Source organism: Lachnospira pectinoschiza (genome assembly GCF_900103815.1).
Lineage (GTDB): Bacteria > Bacillota > Clostridia > Lachnospirales > Lachnospiraceae > Lachnospira > Lachnospira pectinoschiza_B.
On the sequence record NZ_FNHZ01000002.1, the window covers coordinates 336283 to 357627 of the forward strand.

Annotated in this window: 16 protein-coding genes and 1 tRNA gene; 3 read left to right on the top strand and 14 right to left on the bottom strand. The window is 34.7% G+C overall.

All coding sequences use genetic code 11. From position 1 onward, the window contains the following. Positions 1 to 99 precede the first annotated feature (99 nt). The 7 genes from BLQ66_RS05580 to BLQ66_RS05610 all read right to left on the bottom strand — a co-directional run bounded on the left by BLQ66_RS05580 (position 100) and on the right by BLQ66_RS05610 (position 7183). On the bottom strand, positions 100 to 1281 hold the full coding sequence (locus tag BLQ66_RS05580) for an iron-containing alcohol dehydrogenase family protein (protein ID WP_074521312.1): 1182 nt from the start codon (positions 1279 to 1281) through the stop codon (positions 100 to 102). A gap of 9 nt (positions 1282 to 1290) precedes the next feature. Further along, entirely contained in the window at positions 1291 to 1977 is a 687-nt protein-coding gene (locus BLQ66_RS05585) for a hypothetical protein (RefSeq protein WP_074521313.1), read from the bottom strand. 775 nt (positions 1978 to 2752) lie between these two features. Next, positions 2753 to 3139, bottom strand: a complete 387-nt coding sequence (locus BLQ66_RS05590; RefSeq protein WP_027430595.1) for a hypothetical protein — start codon at positions 3137 to 3139, stop codon at positions 2753 to 2755. 170 nt (positions 3140 to 3309) lie between these two features. Continuing rightward, positions 3310 to 4227, bottom strand: a complete 918-nt coding sequence (metA, locus tag BLQ66_RS05595; protein ID WP_074521314.1) for a homoserine O-acetyltransferase MetA — start codon at positions 4225 to 4227, stop codon at positions 3310 to 3312. An 81-nt stretch (positions 4228 to 4308) separates the two neighbouring features. After that, complete coding sequence (gene ligA / locus BLQ66_RS05600; RefSeq protein ID WP_074521315.1) at positions 4309 to 6294, bottom strand: NAD-dependent DNA ligase LigA; 1986 nt, start codon at positions 6292 to 6294, stop codon at positions 4309 to 4311. A gap of 80 nt (positions 6295 to 6374) precedes the next feature. Next, complete coding sequence (locus tag BLQ66_RS05605; protein ID WP_074521316.1) at positions 6375 to 7079, bottom strand: pseudouridine synthase; 705 nt, start codon at positions 7077 to 7079, stop codon at positions 6375 to 6377. 30 nt (positions 7080 to 7109) lie between these two features. Then, positions 7110 to 7183: transfer RNA gene (locus BLQ66_RS05610), tRNA-Arg, on the bottom strand. Positions 7184 to 7369: 186 nt separating this feature from the next. On the opposite strand from BLQ66_RS05610, the gene BLQ66_RS05615 reads away from it, so the two are divergent. Together BLQ66_RS05615 and rpsT are read left to right on the top strand one after the other, a co-directional pair. Then, entirely contained in the window at positions 7370 to 8275 is a 906-nt protein-coding gene (locus BLQ66_RS05615) for a DUF5688 family protein (protein ID WP_074521317.1), read from the top strand. Between the two features lie 129 nt (positions 8276 to 8404). Next, the gene (gene rpsT, locus BLQ66_RS05620; protein ID WP_034245369.1) at positions 8405 to 8683 is read left to right on the top strand and encodes a 30S ribosomal protein S20; all 279 of its coding nucleotides are present in this window, start codon (positions 8405 to 8407) and stop codon (positions 8681 to 8683) included. A 175-nt stretch (positions 8684 to 8858) separates the two neighbouring features. Here the strand turns inward: rpsT and holA are convergent, their stop codons facing one another. From holA to BLQ66_RS05650, 6 genes are all read right to left on the bottom strand, one after another. Continuing rightward, positions 8859 to 9836, bottom strand: coding sequence for a DNA polymerase III subunit delta (gene holA / locus BLQ66_RS05625; RefSeq protein WP_074521318.1), 978 nt, complete (start codon positions 9834 to 9836; stop codon positions 8859 to 8861). Between the two features lie 64 nt (positions 9837 to 9900). Beyond that, a complete protein-coding gene (locus tag BLQ66_RS05630) occupies positions 9901 to 12390 on the bottom strand; it encodes a DNA internalization-related competence protein ComEC/Rec2 (protein ID WP_074521319.1) in 2490 nt (829 codons plus the stop codon). 82 nt (positions 12391 to 12472) lie between these two features. Continuing rightward, positions 12473 to 13372, bottom strand: a complete 900-nt coding sequence (locus BLQ66_RS05635; protein WP_074521320.1) for a GerMN domain-containing protein — start codon at positions 13370 to 13372, stop codon at positions 12473 to 12475. An 11-nt stretch (positions 13373 to 13383) separates the two neighbouring features. Continuing rightward, the gene (locus BLQ66_RS05640) at positions 13384 to 14862 is read right to left on the bottom strand and encodes a sensor histidine kinase (protein WP_074521321.1); all 1479 of its coding nucleotides are present in this window, start codon (positions 14860 to 14862) and stop codon (positions 13384 to 13386) included. Positions 14863 to 14879: 17 nt separating this feature from the next. Continuing rightward, on the bottom strand, positions 14880 to 15569 hold the full coding sequence (locus BLQ66_RS05645; protein WP_027430586.1) for a response regulator transcription factor: 690 nt from the start codon (positions 15567 to 15569) through the stop codon (positions 14880 to 14882). Positions 15570 to 15592: 23 nt separating this feature from the next. Beyond that, positions 15593 to 16240, bottom strand: a complete 648-nt coding sequence (locus BLQ66_RS05650) for a helix-hairpin-helix domain-containing protein (RefSeq protein WP_074521322.1) — start codon at positions 16238 to 16240, stop codon at positions 15593 to 15595. A gap of 247 nt (positions 16241 to 16487) precedes the next feature. Here BLQ66_RS05650 and BLQ66_RS05655 point away from each other — a divergent pair, with 247 nt between their 5' ends. Next, entirely contained in the window at positions 16488 to 19448 is a 2961-nt protein-coding gene (locus BLQ66_RS05655) for a YfhO family protein (protein WP_074521323.1), read from the top strand. A 211-nt stretch (positions 19449 to 19659) separates the two neighbouring features. On the opposite strand, the gene BLQ66_RS05660 is transcribed toward BLQ66_RS05655, so the two are convergent. Then, positions 19660 to 21315: an EAL domain-containing protein gene (locus BLQ66_RS05660; protein ID WP_180364697.1), complete on the bottom strand. Its 1656-nt coding sequence runs from the start codon at positions 21313 to 21315 to the stop codon at positions 19660 to 19662. Positions 21316 to 21345 lie beyond the last annotated feature (30 nt).

Sequence of the window (21345 nt, forward strand, 5' to 3'; positions counted from 1 at the left end):
TTCTCCTTCCAAGCCTAGTAATGTGTTTCGCTTAAATTATATGCTTTACTTTAGCTCTCGTCTAGCTTGCTAATGATATATTTTATGCAATCTTTATTATTATATTGAAATATCATAAGCTATTTCAGTTAATTCTTCCTTTGAAAGTTGGAAAGGTGCCACTGAAAGCTTGGCCTTATTATTAAATAAGTCATTAACTGTATTATCAAGCTCTTTATTTAGCTTAGCCTCTTCCACTTCTACTTTTTCACATACTAGTGCATATAGTTTTTCAAACTCTTCAACAGAGGCAATTCCTGCAGTGTTGAGGATTAAATTAACCTCAGCTTCGCCTACTGTGCTAAATTGATTGTTCAAATTTGTTTTGAAATAATCAGATAACTCCTGTGAAAGACATGTCCATTTTTTACAAGCCATCTTTAAATAGCCCGCAAGAAAATATCCACAAGCTCTTCCATGCTCAATTCCTAAGTTATAAGTAAATGCATAGCTAAGACCGTGTGGAATTGCAGTACCAGTTTGAGCGATTGCCATACCTGCGTATGTAGAAGTACGAAGCAAGTTAAAATAATCGCTAAGTTTAGGCTTTTTCTCACCCCTAACTACTGGCAAAACATTTTTAAAAGAACTAAGACCATCAAGACATACAATTCTAGAATAGATAGTTGCATTGTTGTTTACATAGCTCTCCACTAAATGACAAAAGGCATCCATTGCAGTGTTTTTAAGAACCTTTGGGCTAAGACTTTCTAAATATTTTCCATCAAGTAAAGCAATGTCGCCAAAGATCTTAAAGCTAATTGACTGCTTTGTCTTAATATCATTTCTTGTAAGCACTGAAACACCTGTAACTTCTGAGCCTGTTCCACAAGTTGTAGGAATTAGGCATAAAGGTAGGTGACTATCGTCTCCGCCTGCTCTAAATAAATATGAGGAATCCTCCTCTGGATGCTTTAACATAAGTGCAATTGCCTTTGCTGCATCAAGAGGTGAGCCGCCGCCAATAGCCACCACAAAGTCTACATTTTCATTCTTTGCAAAATCCACTGCCTCCATAACGGTCTCAACTAGTGGATTTTCTTCTATTTTATTAAAATGTATATAAGAAATATTATATTCATCAAGTGCCGCTATTACATCATCTAAGCTACCATTAGCCTTAGCTGAATGCTTACCTGTAACAATTAATGCCTTGCTACCAAGTTTAGCTATTTCTCCCGCTTTTTTTCTAACTACATCTGTCTCTTCAAAAACCTTTACAGGCATATAATAAGTTGCCATAATGCCTCCCTAATCAATCTTTATATTGACCTTTCGAAATGTAATTCTCTCCTGATATTGCGGAATTGTAAGAACCAACACTCCTCCGGCCTTTTGCTCTAGCCTACAGCCATCTGGAAGTAAATCGTTACTAGTTTGAACTAAAGAATCTGACACAGATAAATTAGTCTTATCAATAATTACCTCACTAGCTAAAATCTCACTTGGGGAATAATTGTAAAACTCTGTTATCTCCTTTAGTTCAACTTCCTTTGAACCTCCATATAAATCTGTAATTGCCGGCTGTATATTATAATAATAGCCCTCTTGATTTTTATCAAGTTTAATAGCCGCTAGCGCAAGTAAATTTACAATTCTTTCGCATTCCGCATCAACAATAAAAGATTCATCGATTAAGTTTAGCTTTGTATAGCCTGAATTTGTTAGGATTTCAAAATCGTTGTAGCCAGCAATATAGATTCCATCAATGCTGTCTAAATCTAGGGCATCTATACTAGTCTCATTTTCTGGACTATAAATAGTTCCCTCATCTGCTGCCACCTGTATCTTTGATTCTGTCTCCTCTTCAGAAATTCCAACACATGTGGTTTTAAAGTAAGCCAAAGCAAATATTGCAAAAAGCACCACTGCAGCAATTAGTAAAAGCATGAAAGTCTTATTGCTCTTAGAAATTGGTTTAGAATCTCTAATCTCCATAATAACTCCTCCAAACGTATATCGATATTAAATTTTATCACCCTATGTGTATATTTTAACAAATTTAAGGGAGAGGGGCAAGGGGGGTGAGGTTAGGGGGAGTGACCCGGGGGTACGCCTGGTGCTCACATAACTTTTTGAAGGACACGCTCCCGCTTAGTGTGGCAATTTCCATCGGAAATTGTCATGTAGCCTCGCGCACATGCCGAAGGCATTCTAATGCGCGCAGGTTCCATCAAGCTAGCAGCGTAGCAGTAGATAAGGTTTTCCATTGCCCTTTGGGCTCGGAAAACCTAACTACTGACGCGGTTAGAATTGTCTTCAAAAAGTCAGTGAGCTTCAGGCTTACGACCCTAGCTTACTCCCCCTCGCCCCACTACGGCTGGGATGCACTAGCGGTTGGCTACTGTGGAGAATGAGAGAGTTTCGAGGTCGGGAGGTTTGGAAATTATAGGGAGAATATCGAAAGACGGATTGAATTAGGAATTACAGGGATGATATCAAGAGACGGGAGGGTGTTGATGTATGTAGTGTTTGAATATTAAGGATGGAAAAACGGTGTGGCGGTGCCACACTGGTTTTTCCTTCTTTTTGAGAGGGTGCTACCGGATGGCTTATGACTTACGATGTAGATGTCCGGCCTTTTAAAGTTGCAATGTCGGATGGCTTATGACTTACGGCGGAAGTTTTCGTATCTTATGTTTAGAAAAATTAGCTAAAAAAATGGTGGAGCTTTGCTCCACCTATTTTTTCATATAATGCCTTACGGCTTATTTTAGTATGCACAATTTGGGCATGCCTGGAAGTTTGCGATTTCCTTTACTGATGTTTCCCAAATTTTATTGCAATTTGTACACTGAGCTTTGAAAAGGCCATTATTTAACACTTTCTTTACCTTAACCTTGCCCTTTGTGTTTCTTATAACATTAAAATAAAGGTTCTTATCCCATTCGTCTGTCATTTCTGACTTTTTCTTTAAAGAACCGCAATTTGTACAGACACGTCCTTTGTTAATAATTACATTAACTTCGTCATCGTAGATTTCACCACATCTTTTACATTTAACCTGAATGTACTTGTTACCGTTCTCGTACTTTACAAGGTCAAATCCCAAATATTCTAGTCTAGAACCTAATCTTTTTCTAACTGGTGATTCACTCATAACCGTCTCTCCTTCTATTTCTATATCATTTCATACTTATAAGCGATTTTGTCGCACAAGAAGTTATTTTAACAGAAAATAGTTGGACTGTTAATAATATTATTAGTATAGAAAAGTCAAAGCTAGATTTCATGGGACTTCCCAAATTTATTTTTTTAGAAAATGTCTTTTTATGACAATTTATCTAGCTCATATGGTGTCTGCTGGTATACATAATAATTTAACCAATTTGTGTAAAGATTATTTGCGTGGCTCCTCCAAGATAGGATTGGCTTTCTATTGCAGTCATCATCAGGATAGTAATTTACTGGAAGTGCAGGATTTATGCCTTTTTCCAAATCTCTTTTATATTCCTGATCTAGAGTGTATCTATCATATTCTGGATGGCCCATAATAAAGATTTGCTTGCCATCTTCTGTCATAACGATGTAGATTCCAGCTTCTTCTGAGTCTGCAAGTACCATCAATTCTTTATTTTTAAGGATATCCTGTCTTGAGGCTTCTGTATATCTTGAATGTGGTGCCATGAAAATGTCATCAAAACCGCGTACCAAAGGCTCTTTACGGTTCATTACCTTGTGCTTATAAATACCTGATAACTTATTTTCAAATTCCACCTTACCAACTCCAAAGTGGTAGTAAAGTCCGGCCTGTGCGCCCCAACAAATATGAAGGGTTGAAGTTACATGCTTTTTTGACCATTCCATAATTTCAGTAAGCTCTTCCCAGTAGTTAACCTCGTTAAATTCAAGCTTTTCCACTGGTGCCCCTGTAATAATCATTCCATCAAAGTTGCGGTTTTTGATTTCAGAAAATGTCTGATAGAATTTACGTAAATGCGAAGCCGATGTATTCTTTGACACATGACTTTCTAATTGTAAAAATGTGACATCTAACTGAAGTGGTGTATTAGACATGGAACGAAGTAGCTGTAATTCTGTATCTTGCTTAATTGGCATAAGATTAAGAATCAAAATTTCAAGAGCTCTGAAATCCTGAGATAGGGCTCTATCCTCGTCCATGACGAATATATTTTCTTCCTCTAATTCTAACCTTGCAGGCAGGTCGTTAGCGATTTTTACTGGCATAATATTTTCCTCCTAAACTAACTTCTAGTAACTAAGCTGCACATTGTAAAGCGGACATTCTAAATCCGCTTCGCTACTTCCTTATGAAAGAAGGTCCTCTCTTCCAATAAGCTTAATGAATTCCTCCTCAGTAATAACTGGAATTCCTAGCTTAGCTGCTGTTTTATTTTTAGCTGACTGAGACTTAGAATCGTTATTAATTAAATAATTTGTCTTTGAAGTAACAGAGCCTGTAACCTTGCCACCTAGAGACTCTACAAGATCCTTGACTGCATTTCTATTAGGGAAAATGTTAACAGTACCAGTTACTACTAGCACCTTGCCCTCTAGAATATTTGAAGTCTGAGTTTCCTGCATCTCTTCTAATTCTAACTCAGCTAATAAGCGATTAAATAGGTCTAAATTCTTCTCCTCCTTAAAGAAGTCCACTAAAGAGGCTGCAATGATTTCCCCAACACCGTCAATGTCAGTTAATCTCTTAACTGTGGCATTTAAAATGTTTTCAATAGTCTCCTTGTTATTCTCACCCTTTAAGGATTTAACCATCATCTTAGCATTTGATAAACCAATGTTATCAATACCAAGTCCATAGATTACTCTAACTAAATTTGTCTTTCTTGAATTGTTCACGGCTTCTATTAGATTATTATATGACTTTTGACCAAAACCTTCCATAGAAATAATCTCATCTGCATGTCTTTCAAGATGGTATAAATCTACAAAATCATGAATAAAGCCTCTTCCAATAAACTTCTCAAGAGTCGCCTCAGATAAACCATCAATATTCATGGCATCACGGCTTACAAAATGTGTGAATCTACCTACATGCTTTGCCTGACAATCAGGATTTATGCAGTATAAAGACTTTACTTCATTTACAGATCTAATCTCAGTTTCACCACCACAAACAGGACACTTCGCCGGAATTTCTAACTTAGAACTTCTAGTAAGATTTTTAGCAATCTGAGGGATAATCATGTTGGCCTTAAAAACCTCGATTTCATCACCGATTCCAAGTTCTAAGCCCTCCATAACACTGATGTTATGAACGCTTGCACGAGATACATTTGTACCCTCAAGCTCTACTGTATCAAAGATTGCAACAGGGTTTAGTAGACCTGTTCTTGAAGCACTCCACTCAATCTCACGTAAATTTGTCTTTGCAGTCTCATCAGACCACTTAAAAGCCATAGAATTTCTAGGAAACTTCGCTGTTCTACCAAGAGAATTTCCATAGGCAATATCATCATAAAGAATAACAAGACCATCTGATGGGAAATCATTTGTCTTAATAGTATCAGCAAACCACTGGATGCTATCAAGTATAGTTTCCTTAGTAACCATCTTGTATTCCACCACGTCAAAGCCAAGGCTCTTTAGCCATTCAAACTGGCATTTTCTAGAATTTTGAAAATCTACATCTTCAGCAGAAACCAAGTTAAAGGCTCTAAACTGCACGTTTCTTTCCTTTGTAATCTTGTTATTTAGCTGTCTTACTGAACCTGAACATAGATTTCTTGGGTTCTTATATTTAGCATCTGCCTCAGGAATCTGCTCGTTGATTCTTTCAAAATCTGAGTAAGAAATAATTGCCTCACCACGAAGCACTAGCTTTCCCTTGTAAGGAATATTTAGAGGTATATTTTTAAAAACCTTAGCATTATTAGTAATGATTTCGCCAATCTCACCGTTTCCACGAGTTACTGCCTTATTAAGCTCACCATTCTCGTAAGTTAAAACAATAGTTAAACCATCAAGTTTCCAAGAAAGGACACCTAAATTATCACCAAGCCAGTCTCTAAGAGCTTCTCTTGACTTAGTCTTATCCAAACTAAGCATTGGAGACTCGTGACGCTCTTTTGGAAGTTCTGAGAGTGTCTCGAAACCTACATTAATTGTTGGGCTGTTTGAAAGCACATGACCAGTTTCCTTTTCAAGGGCCACCAACTCATCATAAAGGGCGTCGTATTCAAAGTTTGACATAATCTCTGTACCCTTTGAATAGTAGGCTTCTCCCGCCTTATTTAATATCTCAACTAATTCTTTAATTCTATCTAATTTATCCATTTTATTCTCTCCCTTATGTCGCATTTTTACAAAGCAATATGTCGCTTTTATTCAACTCTAAACTGCAAATCAAAAGTCAACTAATCATCTAAAATCTTATAAAGAGTTTCCTTTTCTTTACCCCTAATCTCCCTATACTCTCCAGTCTTTAAATCTCCTAGATTAATATTAAGGATTCTAAGTCTTTTAAGGCTTGTAACCTTTCTATTGCAGGCCTTGCACATTCTTCGAATCTGTCTATTTAGGCCCTGAGTAAGAATTATAGTGAACGTGTGCTCATCCACCTTCTCCACCTTACATTTATTAGTAGTTCTATCTAGTTCTTCTAAGTAGATACCGGAGCGCATTTTCTTTAAAAATGCATCATCCACCTTACCATCAACACTGACAATATACTCTTTCTCATGATGATTAGAAGAACGAAGTAGCTTATCCATCATCTCACCATTATTAGTTAGTAAAATAAGGCCGCATGACTCCTTATCTAATCGACCCACAGGATAAATTCGTGTCTTATAATTTATAAAATCTACTATATTATCTCCCTGGTCCCTTGCTGTGGTGCAAAGTAGGCCAACAGGCTTATTAAAGGCGATTAATACATCCTCTGTATTTTTACTTGCCACAAGTTTTCCATCTATTTTAATCTCATCTTCATCGCTAACTTTAGTTCCAAGGCTAGCAAGTTCGCCGTTTACCAAAATTCTTCCAGCCTCAACTAATCTGTCTGCTTCACGTCTTGAACATACTCCAATGGCACTTAAATATTTATTAATTCGTTCCATCTTGATTCCTTTCTATTTGCAAATGCAAAATACACATGACGGGATTCGAACCCGCGACCTTTCGCTCCGGAGGCAAACGCTCTATCCAGCTGAGCTACATGTGTCGACATACTACTTAATATTACTATATTCTTGCGCTTCTATCAAATTTTTTCATTTATTTTCTACTTGCCAATATGAAAACTTTAGTATATACTACATAAGAATTTTCAAAATTCATTTCTATAATCATTGGTAAAGTTCTTACCACATTTCAATTTTACAAAAAGATAAGAAAAAGGAGAAACTCTATGAAATTATTAAACTACGAAGATTTCACCCAGTCTATTAAGGAGAATCTACAGACACAGTTTGATGAAGATGTGAAGATTAACATCAATCAGGTAACTAAAAACAACAATCTTAAGCTTGACGGCCTTGTAATTATTAGCCCCGGCCAGGTTGTATCCCCAACCATCTATCTAAATCCCCTATACGAAGAATATAAAAGCGGTTTAAGCCTTGATGCTATTACTAAGAAGATTAATGAAACTTACGCTAATGCTAAGGTTCCAGAATTTGCCAAGGAAGCCGATAGATATACGGATTACGATTTTGTTAAGGAACACCTTGCCATTAAGCTTATTAATTACGAAAGAAATAAGGAGACTTTAGAAAATGTTCCTCATATTAGAAGGTTAGACCTTGCCCTTGTATTTCTTTGCGTCATTGACAAGGATGATAAACAGAGTGCTTCTGTGCTAATTAAAAATTCCCATCTTAAGTTCTGGAATATTGATACAGACACGCTATTTGCAGATGCCCTTATTAATGCGCCAACATTTTTAAAGCCAAACTGCTACTCCCTATTTAAAACTGTTTATGAAAAGAAGCACATGGAGCTTATGGAACTAGACGAGGTAAGGCTTGATGATGACGACTTACTAATTCTTACTAATGAAAATAAAGTAAATGGTGCCTCATGTATCTTCTATCCTGGGGTTCTTGAAAAAATCGCTACAAAACTTGATAGTGATCTCTACATTATTCCATCCTCAATTCACGAGGTTTTAATCCTAAGAAAAACTGATAATATCAAAAAAGATGATCTTAATTTCCTAATTAATACAGTTAATCAATCTGAACTTGCTCAAACTGAGATACTCTCAGACAATGTCTATATTTACGACTTCGATGATAAAATACTTACTAAATAAATCTTTTTCCCATTTTATATTGACATTCCTCTCAATCTACTTTAATATATATGAGTATGTTTACATTAGATCGTCCGTGTCCGGCTTTAATGCGAAACAGTATAAATTCTAAATTATAATTTTTATTAAATGGAGGTGTACGGATTGGCTAACATTAAATCTGCTAAGAAGAGAGTAATTACAAGTCAGGTTAGAGCTGAGAGAAATAAGGCTATTAAGTCTAAGGTTAAGACTTATATTAAGAAGGTAGAAGCTGCTGTTGCTGCTGGTGACAAGGCTGCTGCTGAAGCTGCTCTTACTGTTGCTATTAGCGAGATTTCTAAGGCTACTTCAAAGGGAATTTTCCACAAGAATACAGCTGCTAGAAAAGTATCTCGTATTACAAAGGCTGTTAACACATTAGCTTAATAGACTTGATTAATAATATGATTAATGAAAACCTCGTTGGAGCCCACTCACAACGAGGTTTTTTTTAGTCTATTTAAGTCTAATAATTCTAAAAGAGCCAAATTATTATGGTATACGCTATTAATGCACTGCCTTAATAATTTGGCTCTTTTTATCTAATCTTTTAGATTTAATTCTACTTTGATGAATACTTTACAATTGCAAGCTCAACACCCATTCTATCTGAGATTCTACCCTGCTTTGCACTCTCGTCAATTTCAGCAAAGAATTCAAGGGCATCCTTGATTTCCTCTAGACTAAAGTTTTTAGCCTGGCTTTGATACTTTCCAATAACGAAAGGCGGAAGCTTTAGGGCTGATGCTATCTCTTTATTTGAAAGATGTCGATTAGTTAATTCCTTAGTCTGTAATATTCCATTAAACTGACGAACAATTAAAAATAAAATCTTTAATGGCGCTTCCTTTAGCATTAACAATTCATAGTAAAGGCTAAGGGCTCTTTTTTGATTGTGATTAGCAAGGGCCTCAATCATTTCAAAGATGTGACTTTCAGTCTGACTTGAAACAATTTCTCTAACCTCATTAATTGTAACCTCTTTACTATCCGCCACATAAGCTTCTAGCTTATCAAGCTCCAGCTTAATTAATTCCATGTTAGAACCAGTTCTAAAGATAATCTCATCACAAGCCTCAGAAGTAATCTTAATCTGATTTGCTCCAAGTACGGTAGCGATCCATTTTTTCAAAACCGCACTTGTCTGAAAGCTCATCTCTGAAACATAGCCAATGGACTGCACAGCCTTATATAGCTTATTTCTCTTATCTATTTCTTTTTCAACAAACATCAAAACAAGATAGTCTGGCAATTTATTAATATAATTTGCAAGTTTATCATTAGACTTCTTAAAAAAGCCGCTATTCTCAACGATAATCGTCTTTCTATCACTAAAGAATGGCATTGTATCGCAACTAGAAATCAAATCGTCAATGTCAATGGATTCGCCCTCATAATAGACGTAATTCATTGTGTCGTCTCCAACTAGAGCCTGCTTTAACTTTTCCTTATATTGCTTTTTTAAATAGGTCTCCTCGCCATATATTAAATAGGCCTTCTTAAATTCCCCAGATTTTATATCCTTAGCAATTTCTTTCATTTAGTCACTCCTAGTTATCCATTAATCCCTTCAACTATACCATGTATTAAGGCAAGAATCAAAACTAATCTAAGTATCCCCTTATAGTTAATTTCCCGGATTTCTTAGTATTTATCATAATTTCGCCAATCTTACTTGTAATATAAATTTTAGAATTTATAGCATTTAATTTATCTAAGGTCTCCTCATTTGGATGATGATATCTATTCTTAATACCGCAAGAAATTATACTAAAGCTTGGCCTTGTAAAATCAATAAATTCCTTACTAGAACTTGTCTTTGAGCCATGATGCCCCACCTTTAAAAGGTTGATATTACTAATATCAAGTCCCAGCGCCATAGCATTATCCATTATAGCTTTTTCAGCTAGAGCTGTTGCATCACCAATAGTTAAGGCCTTAAAATCTCCGTAATTTATTAAAAAGGAGGTGGAGTAATCATTAGCATCCTCATAACTAAAGTTTTTAAGAGGATGCAGGCATGTGATTTTAAAGCCCTTATCCTTTTGAAAATATAAGACATCCCCGGCCTTAATATATTCCAGCTTAATGCCTCGCTCCTTTGCTAGTTTTGTCATTTTTAGATAATTTTCGTTCTCCTCTAGCTTTTCTACATCCGGGATAACGATTTTCTTTATTTCAAGTCTATCTGCCTTTTCAAGTAGTTCAATTAAACCATTTACATGATCTGAATCAAAGTGGCTCACCGTTATAGCCTCAAGGCTTTTAATCCCTCTATATTTAAGGCTAGGATATATGCGGTACTCGCCAACATTTTTAATATCAGTACTACCACCATCAATTAGGAAATTCTTTCCCTCTAAGCTAACTATCTGGCAATCCCCCTGCCCCACATCAAGGCTAACAATATTAAGACCTGACAGCTCCTTGTAGTGAAGATTAAGCCCAATTATTATTAGGAAAATGTATGCGCCAAAGAGAGCTTTTTGAAAGAAAGAGACATATTTAAATAGGATCTCATCTCTTAGTAGTTTAGCCAAAATTATAATTACCAAAAGGATTAGATAATACGCTATTACAAACTCCCTTCTTGGAGCCCCCGTTAGAATTATAGAGCCCTTAAAGCTTGTGCTTATCTTCATAAGTAGGCTATAAAAATCTAATATGTAATTTGAACTTCCTGCAAAAAGCAGGGATAAAAATATATTAAAAAGTCCTATGATTCCAGAAAGAAAAGCACTTACCATAAGAAGGCTAAATAGAGGAATTACAATTAAATTAAGTAGTATAGATAGCAAAGCAACTTCATAATTCATTAGAATAATTACAGGAAGTGTTGCAATTTGAATAGATAGACTAAGGCAAAAGGCTTCACTAAGCTTTCTTTTTATCTTTTGTTTCATGTCCTTTTTATTCAATTCTTCTCTTTTAAAAAGCATAAGGATTTTCTCATCATTTATAACTATTGGATAAATAAAGGCGATAGCTGCCATGGATAAAAAGGATAGTAAAAATCCCGTATTAGTTATAACGTAAGGATCATCTACTATTAATATTATCAGGCTTAAAGAAATAGTTGTAATTAAATCATTAGACCTAGCTAGATTATCCGCAATACAATAAGCGATTAACATAATTACCGCTCTTCTACAGCTAATACCATTATTAGTAATTATTAGATAAGATAGCATAATAAATACAGCTATAATGGCCGCGACTAAATAATCTAGTTTTCTCTTTAGTAGTTTATAAATTGTAAGGCCAAGTAAGGATACATGAAGGGCTGAAATTGAAAGTAGGTGTGCAATTCCGCTATCCTTAAAGTCTAGCTTTTGTTGTTCTGTTAAATCTGTTCTTACTCCAAGGGTCATGGCCTTTACAATAGCTGCTTTGTCTTTTGTAAAAATTTTATCGTAAACTCCAATTAAATATCCCTTTAGTCTAAAAAGTTCTGGGTAAATTCCTGTTTTAGATTTGTCTATTTTTTTCAAATCTGAAATCGTAAAAGATGCCCTTATTCCAAGGGATTTATAATATTCCTCTTGATTATAATTTCCTTCGTTTCTACTAGTATTTAGTCTCTTTAATTTACCACTAGCCTCAATATAATCTCCCTCTAAAAGGTCTGTATTAGCATCCGCATAAACTAGCAGGGAAAACTTCTCAGAAACAGTCTTTTCTGAATCCTTCTTTTCAGATGAGGTCTTTAAAGTAACATTACCACCATGATCATCAGCATGGTAAACATCTCTATCCACCTCAACCCTTGCATTCATAAGCCTAAAGCTTATTCCGTTTTCCGTCTTGCTGATACAAGTTACGTAACCTGATACATTTGCATTAAGCTCCTCCTTAACTTCTAGATTAGAAATTAACTTAGCTTGGTTTTTGTAAAAATGCGACCTAATACTTACAATGGGAATTATTAATAGAATTATTAAATATAGATAAGAGACTTTCTTATACTCCCTTAAAGCTAGAAGTATAAGAAGTCCTGCAATTAGGACAAAGATAGTCAATTCCTGCCCTAGAAATATAGATGTAAATGCAGTTATTAATGCAAAAATAGCTGCAATAAAAATTGGTCTTTCCATAATCTTTCCTATATACTCTTAAACTATAATCTTTATTTTAAATCTAAGATTACAAAATTGCTTTCTCATTAGTTATTATTCGTTATTCATTAATCAATGATTCGTTAAATTCAAACTCTGTATCTAGACTAATGGACTCTCTAAAGGAAATTGAGGAGTCACCATTAACTAGAATTCTTACTGCGTCGATACCCTCTAAACTACAAAGAGAATTTGTAATTGAGTAAATTGGAATTTCACTTGTAACATTTACCATTTCATCAACAAATTCGCTTGAAAGGTTAAGATAGCAAATTCCATCGATTACAGATACGCTAAGGACTCTCACATCACTTGGAAGGGTTCTATAAAAACCTGCCTGGGTTGGACCCTTTATTAAAGTCTCAATCACTAACTTTTCTGCCGAAACATTACTGCTATGAGAAAGAGTTCTATTGTATCTAATTAGCTTGTCCCCGGATTTTGTTGCAAAATAAAGGGTAACATTAGTCCACTCAATGGAATCATCGCCGTTATTGGCATCATCTACAAAGTCAGAGGCTGTCATTACCCCAACTTTTTTATTATTCTTTACAAGATCCTCGCCATCTACATTAAATTCCACATATTCAATGTCCTTTAGCTGAGTGATTTCCTTAACCATTGCAGCTCTATATAAAACTTCCGTATAGGAATCCATTTGATAATAACTACTATCAAAATCTAGTAAGCAATAGTCATTTGAAATTGAAACTGTAGGATCTGTTACATAATCTGGCTTAATAACACATTCCTTCTTGTCACTGCTTTTAGTGCCCATGCATTCAATTAAAGCCTTGATTATTTCTTCATTTGAGTCAGTCTTTAACTTTGTTTCCTTCTTTATAAGTTCTACGCAACTTGTATTAGTATAGTAATAAAAATAGCTGCTGCCACTAGTCTGACAAGCCACTAAATTTATTAACATAGTTGCGATTAAAATCATACCAGTTATCTTTTTCATATTGTCCCCTATCATTTAACTTCTTTTACATAGTTAATTGGAACTCTAATGGTAAATACCGTTCCCACGTCTTCTTCACTATGTAACTTAATTGTTCCATGATGCATAAGAATAATATTTTTGACAATTGATAGACCAAGTCCTGTACCACCTGTCTGTCTTGATCTAGCCTTATCGACTCTATAAAATCTATCAAATACCTTGTCTTGGCTCTCCTTTGGAATTCCCATGCCTGAATCCTCCACCTTTATATAGAAGTATTGGTGATCGGCGTTAAGGGAAACATGAACCCAGCCTTTACTCTCATTATATTTAATAGCATTCTCTACTAAATTCGTAATAACTCTAGTCATCTTCACTTCATCAATATTGGCAATTACTGGTCTAAAGCTTTCAAATAAGACGTCAATATTCTTCTTTTTAGCAATAGGCTGAAGTCTTCTTAAAACCAGCTCTAACATTTCATTCATGTTAACTGCTGTAATATTAAGTGCTGAAGCTGACTTATCCATTCTAACTAGTGCTAATAAATCATCAATAATCTTACTTTCTCTATCAATCTCAGTAACAATATCCGCCATAAATTCCTTATAAACTTCAATTGGGAAATCCTCTCCTGTATTAAGAGAATCCGCTAAAACCTTGATTGAGGTTATAGGTGTCTTTAATTCATGAGATACATTTGACACAAACTCACTTCTTGAATCATCCACCTTACTAGCCGCATCCAAAATCTTATTAAAATCACTAGCAAATCTTTTATATTCCGTTAATTTGCCCTCTGGCAAACGTCTATCTGTATGACCTTGAGCAATATCTGCCACAAGATCTAACTTTTTATTTAGCTTTTTATAAATCAAATGGAAGTTAATAAATAAAATCACAAGCATAACAGTCACAAGAATAATATGAAGGGCAAAATCAATGTCATTCACATATTCAAATACATCTGCAACCTCTGATTCATCTAGGTCACCTATTAAAACCGCAATTAATTCATCACTAGAATTATAAACAGGAGTGGCTGTTTCTACCTTGCCGTTCTCCTTGTCAAATTCCGATATTGTCTTTTCATTTTGAAAAATCTGAAGAATCTTAGAATTAATCAAAGTCTTAGAAGTATCCGTTCCATAGGTATCCCAAGTAACTTCTAAGTTAGAATTTACAAGTCTAAGTCTAACATTTCCAATGGCTGAGGCTACATTAAGCCTATTATTCATACCACTTTCAACTGCAGCTTCTAAACTAGCATAATTAGAGTATTCCGCCGCTGCAATTACTGTAGTATTCTGCAGGTTGGAAATATATTTATCTACCAAAGCATCATAATATGCCTTATCAATTACAAAAGTCGCCAAGAATAGGGTTCCGCAAGAAATAAGGCTTATGAAAATGTATTCGATAACCGACAATCGTTTAAAAAAGGCAACTAACCTTTTCCTTATTTTTGTAATACTTATTTTCTTTCTTTTTCTTCTTATCTTCACCATATATATACCACTTACTATTAGACATTAAAATAATAACCCACGCCCCACTTTGTATGTACATACTGTGGATCTGATGGATTCTTTTCAATCTTTTCTCTTAGTCTTCTAACATGGACATCTACAGTTCTTGCATCTCCTGGGTAATCACTTCCCCAAACCTTCTTTAAGAGGCTATCACGGGAGTAAACCTTAGTTGGGTTTGAGGCAAGAATTTCAAGTAAATCAAACTCCTTAGCAGTAAGATAGATTTCCTTATTCTCAATAAAGAGATTACGGCCATCAATATCAATCTTCATATCTCCTGCAGTAATAAGGTTTGACTTTTTCTCTTCCTGGCTCTTAGACTTATTTCTTCTAAGAATAGCCTTCATTCTAGCCTTAACCTCTAATATATTAAAAGGCTTTGTTATATAATCATCAGCCCCGTATTCAAGACCTAAAATCTTATCCATGTCATTGCCCTTAGCTGTTAACATAATAATTGGTACATCTGAAAATTCACGTATCTGCTGACAAACTTCAAGTCCATCCATCTTTGGAAGCATAATATCAAGTAAAATAATATCGTAATTATTCTCTTTGGCTAAATTAAGCGCTTCTTCCCCGTCATAAGCCACATCAACAGTCTTATAATCCTGAAGAAGACTAAACTTTAATCCCTTTACAATCAACTTTTCATCATCTACTACTAAAACCTTGTCAGCCATACCAAATCTCCTACTATTTTATTTTAAACACAAATAAAATCTTTGATTTTATCAAACGCTTGCTCTTTAATCCCAGATATATTCTTAATATCCTCAATGGATTTAAAGGCCCCCTTTTCCTTTCTATAGGAAATAATGGCCTCAGCCTTTGATTCTCCAATGCCTTTAAGAGTCATAAGTTCTTCTTTAGTTGCACTATTAATGTTCACCTTCTTAGTTTTTTCATTAGAAAAACCATTAGATGATCCACCCTCCTCACTAAAAGAATACTCTGACCCTTCTTCATTAATATTAGGAATATATATCTTTAATCCATCAGATAACTTATCTGCTAGATTTAAATTCGTTAAATTTGAGCCTTCAAGAGCACCGCCTGCTAAATTAATAGCGTCAATCACTCTATCGCCGTTATTACATTCATAAACCCCAGGATTTTGCACCTCACCACAGACGTATACGTAAATCTTACTAGTCTCCTCTGTCTGTGTTTGAGAAAATGTTACAAATTCCGTGCTTTCCTCTACATCGTTTTGAATGTCATTATTATTTATGTTTAATTTATCAAAATCCCTGCTAAAAATGTAAATTATTCCAAGGACAACTATCGCAATGCCCATAATTACATATCTTAGCCAATATCTATATTTATTATATATTTTTAAAAGTTTCATTTATACGCTCCTTTAATTTACATAAAGGTCCCTCTGCGTACAATTAATATTTTACAAAAATGTTACAAAATTTACAAGACAATATTACAGAATAATTTGTATATAATCCTTATATTTATTTACACTAATTGCTCTTTTTGTTAAAATAGTAAGAGTATTACAGTCGTTTAGGGGATTTTGACTTTAATACGTCTTTTTTTGATACATTTTTATAATCCCCAAATAAATTAAACGGGGGAAGTTTAAAGTGTTAGATATAAGTCATCTTAACTTAGGAAAAACAGAGAAAAACACTTTGAATCAAGAACATGATTCATCAAGAGAAACTAAATCTAATATAAAAACAAGAAAGAAAAAGCGATTTAGACTACTTGAAGAAAGCACAGGCCTTGTGCCTTCAGGAAATATAACTTACATTGTAGCTTTTGTATTGCCACTGATAATGTATATCGCTCTTTACTATATTAAAGAGATTTATCCCTTTGGCAATAACGTCTACTTAAGATCAGATTGTTATCATCAATATGCCCCATTCTTCTCAGAATTATGGGAAAAGATTAAATCTGGTGACTCTTTGTGGTATTCCTGGGATATTGGTATGGGAACTAACTTCATATCCTTATTTGCTTACTATTTAGCAAGCCCAGTGAATTTTATTGTTGCATTTTTCCCACAAAAATTCATACCAGTTGTAATGGACTACATTATTGCAACAAAGCTTTCAATAGCCAGCCTTGCAATTGTTTTCTACATTTCAAAGCACTTTAACACTAAGAAGTTAAGCATTGTACCTTTTGGTATTTTCTATGCTTTTAGTGGATTTTTAGCAGCTTATAGCTGGAATATTATGTGGCTTGATTGCATCATTTTATTCCCACTAATCATTCTTGGTCTTGAAAGATTGGTAAATCAAAACAAGGGCATTTTTTACTGCATTATGCTTGGCCTTTGCATTTACACAAACTACTACATTTCCATTATGGTTTGTATTAGCGTGGTTTTATACTTTATCGTACTCATTATTTGTTACGAGGGCGAGAAGTCTTTTTATGCATATTTTAAGAAAATGTATAGCTTTGCCTTCTATTCTCTCCTAGCCGGAGGACTAGCAGCAATTCTACTCCTTCCTGAGATTTATACATTTTCCTTATCCGCTTCAAGTAATTCGACCTTCCCATCAACTTGGTCAAACTACTTTAGCATAATCAAGGAATTTACAAGACACTTAATTGATATTCCAGTGCACACAGCCCTAGAACATCATCCTAATATTTACTGCGGAGTGGCAATCCTTATTTTACTTCCACTCTACGTTATTTCAAAACAGGTTAAGCCTAAGGAAAAGATCACAAAGATGGCTCTATTACTCATCTTTTTAATTTCCTTTAACCTAAATATTCCAAACTACATTTGGCATGGTTTCCACTATCCAAACAGTTTACCAGCACGTCAGTCCTTTATTTACATTTTCTTTGTATTAATTATTTGCTTTGAGGCCTTTAAAAATATAAAGAACTTCACTAATAAAGAACTTGCCCTCGCTTTCTGGATAAGTATGGGCTTCCTAGTAATTGTTGAGCAGCTCTTTGTCTCCGATGAAACCTATGATTTTAAGACAGTTTATATAAGTGGCGCCTTTATTTTACTCTACGCCCTTTTAATCTATCTAAAGCGAAACAAGAAGTTTAAAAGCCCGATTTTACTAATTGCCTGCTATTCCCTTTGTATCATTGAGGCAACTATAAACATGGATAATACAGGCCTTGGCACAACATCCCTTTCATCTTATCAGATTGATTTTGATGCTGTTGAAAATGTTACAGAAGAAGTTGCAAGTCAAGATGATACATTTTACAGAATGGACAAGGTGGTTGGTGCTAGAACTAAAAACGATGGCGCTTGGCATAATTACCATTCCATCTCAAACTTCTCTTCCACAAGTAATGCTGGAATGTCAAAGCTCTTTGGCTTCCTTGGAATTGAAAGTTCCACAAACGCTTATGGTTACAACGGTTCAACACTAGTTACTAACTCACTTTTCTCAGTTAAGTACCTAATTAGCAATAAGATTCTAAACGAAGGACCTTTGATTAGCTATGTAACTGGCAACAACGGTGAGTTTATTTATAAGAATGAAAATGTACTTCCTGTAGGATACTTAATTCCATCCGACGCAGAGGATAACTGGAATCCTACTAAGTCAAACGATGGCATTATTAATACTAATAGCTTAGTTGAGAGCTTAACTGGAATTTCAAACGTATTTACTCTTACATATGAATACGGCAATGATGATTGGGTTTATTTTAATCCTGTAAAGGACGGACACATTTACCTAATTACTAAGAATTCTGCTTGCTCATCAATACATGTAACTATTAATGATACAACAACAAGAGATTTTACCAATATTAAGACAGGTACAATCCTTGATTTAGGCTACTACACAACTGAGGATGACATTGAGATTGAATCTGATAGTTCTATGGGCCTTGTGGTTTATACTCTTGAAGAGAGCCGCTATGTATCAGCTATGGAGCAGCTAAATGAGTCAGGACTAAATGTTACAGACTATTCAAGCACAAGCATTGAAGGCACTATTGATGCTAGCGAAGATGGAAATATCCTCTTCTCAATTCCATACGATGATGGCTGGACAGTTTTCATCGATGGCAAGAAGGTAGAAACAAGCGCCTTTAAGGATGCCCTACTTATGGTAAGCGTATCTGAGGGCTCACATACAGTAAGCCTTAAGTACACACCAGTTAATTCAATCCTAGGAATTGTGGTAAGCATTATAAGTATTATCATTTTGATTGTTCTCTATATTATTTCAAAAAAGATTAGAAAAAAAGAGATCAAATTAGATAAGCTACCAGTATTCTTACAATCAATCATTCTAGGTGAAGATATTAAGAAAAAGCTTATTAAGGAAAAGCTTCGTGAAGAAATCATTATTGATAATGAGGACAACGACAGCATCATAATCGATGACATTCCAGAGGAAGAATTCTTTGAAGAATACTTCGAAGATGATCCAGATTCTGTAAAAGAGTTAGAGATTTTAGATGGTGTTAAAAATGAAAACAAAGCCGTTTCTTCAAACAAAGATAAAGAAGATAAAATTGAAGACAATGAAGAAGATAAGGTTGATAAAATTGTAAGTCCAGATGATTTAGATTCACTTGATGATTTTGATAACATTTAACTCAGTCGGGGCACAAGCTCCGACTGAGTTAAACGCTCCGCGAGGATGCGCACGGATTCGGACAGGAATTTGTCTGCTAAAGCAGACCCGAATCCGGCGCGCAAGACTCGCGAGCGAGTCTTGACTCTTAGTCGGTAAATTAAATACAAAAGCTAAAGGGATGCCCTAGGGCATCCCTTATTTTTATTCTAGTGATTAAACTTCATTCTTCTTATAATTTCTCCTGCTTCTCTGCCCTAAAGTTTTCTAGGAAATCTAGTAAATCTCCCTTCTTTATAGGCCTTGAAAAAAAGAAGCCCTGAATCTCATCACAACCATAGTCAATAAAAGACTCTAGCTGATCTTTATTCTCCACACCCTCAACTAAAATTCTTAAATCTAGTTCCTTAAACATAGAGATTACATTTTTAATTATGGTTAGCATAACCTCATTCTTATACTCATCTACAAAGAGCTTATCAAGCTTAACAATAGTTATTGGCAGGGTTCCAAGTCTTCTAAGATTAGAATAACCCGTTCCAAAGTCATCTAGAGAAAACTTAATACCATAATCGTTTAGCTTAATAAGATTATTCATAACCACAGCCTGAGAATAACCAGCAATGCTTTCTGTAATTTCAAAGTTTACTTTATCTGGAGATATCTCCATACACTTCATTTTATTTATGATATTATCCGCCAAATTCACCTGAAGACATTGCTGGATTGATAGATTAATTTCCACAAATTCAAGTCCACTTTTTACAAAATCTTCACTAGCAATAAATTTAAAAGTCTCATCTAAAACATAGTCGCCAATTCTTAGAATCGCCCCACTCTTCTCCGCCGCTCTAATAAATACCTTTGGAGATACAAAGCCATGTTCCTTGTCATATAGTCTTAGCAAAGCCTCGGCACTTTTAAATTTCTTTTCCTTAACAGAATAAATTGGCTGATAATAAACCATGAAATTATCCGTTAAATAAGCCTTTTCAATGATCTTATCAATGTTTGTATTTATACATACTTCCTTATCATTAATAATATCCTTAGCCTCGTAAATATTTCCCATGAGCTTACTATTATTGTAAAAGCTATTGGAAAATGTAATCAAATCCTCCACGCTAGCAATATCCTCTGGGAATACAAGACTGCAAAGGTAAGCGTTTATATTTACATTAATATGATTAAAACTAATAGGCTTTGATAGTTCATTATCAATTAGTTCGGCTAAGGCCTTAACCCTGCTTCCATCAATACGATTAACAATAATTGCAAACTTGCCATCGTTTAAATAATAAAGAATATATCTACCCTTAATTAGATTAGTCGAATTCTGAATCATACCTGCAGTTCTTCTAATTAAGGAATTGTAGTGCTCATAGGATAAAAGTCCCCTAAGCATTGACGAATTCTTTAATTTAACCAGAAGTATCATTCGATTAGACTTAGTCTTTTCGTATCTTTTCGTATCAGATATAAAGGAATTCATATTGTGAAAACCTGTAACTCCATCAATTAAAACCTCCGGTCTTTGAACCGTCTGGCTTACCAACAGATTAACTAAAGATAGGGCAAAGGGCTCCACAACTAAATGCGGGAAGAACCATTGAATTCCAATTGCAAGCACACTAATAGGATACATCAAAACAATACTATTAAAGTGTGATTGTGCATACCAATCTCTGTGTTGAATTACAAAGAAAAAGGAATATAAGAAATTCAGACTACCAATCAAATACATTAGAAGTATATAATTTCCTCTAATATAATGTCCCATTTCATCAATTCTAAAAATCATGCCATTATAATGATTTACAATCAATAAAATAATGATAGCTAGAATTGAAAAAATATGAAAAAGCCAGAAGCCATGCCTCTTAAACATAATTTGCCACAAGTCTATAATGCTAATATT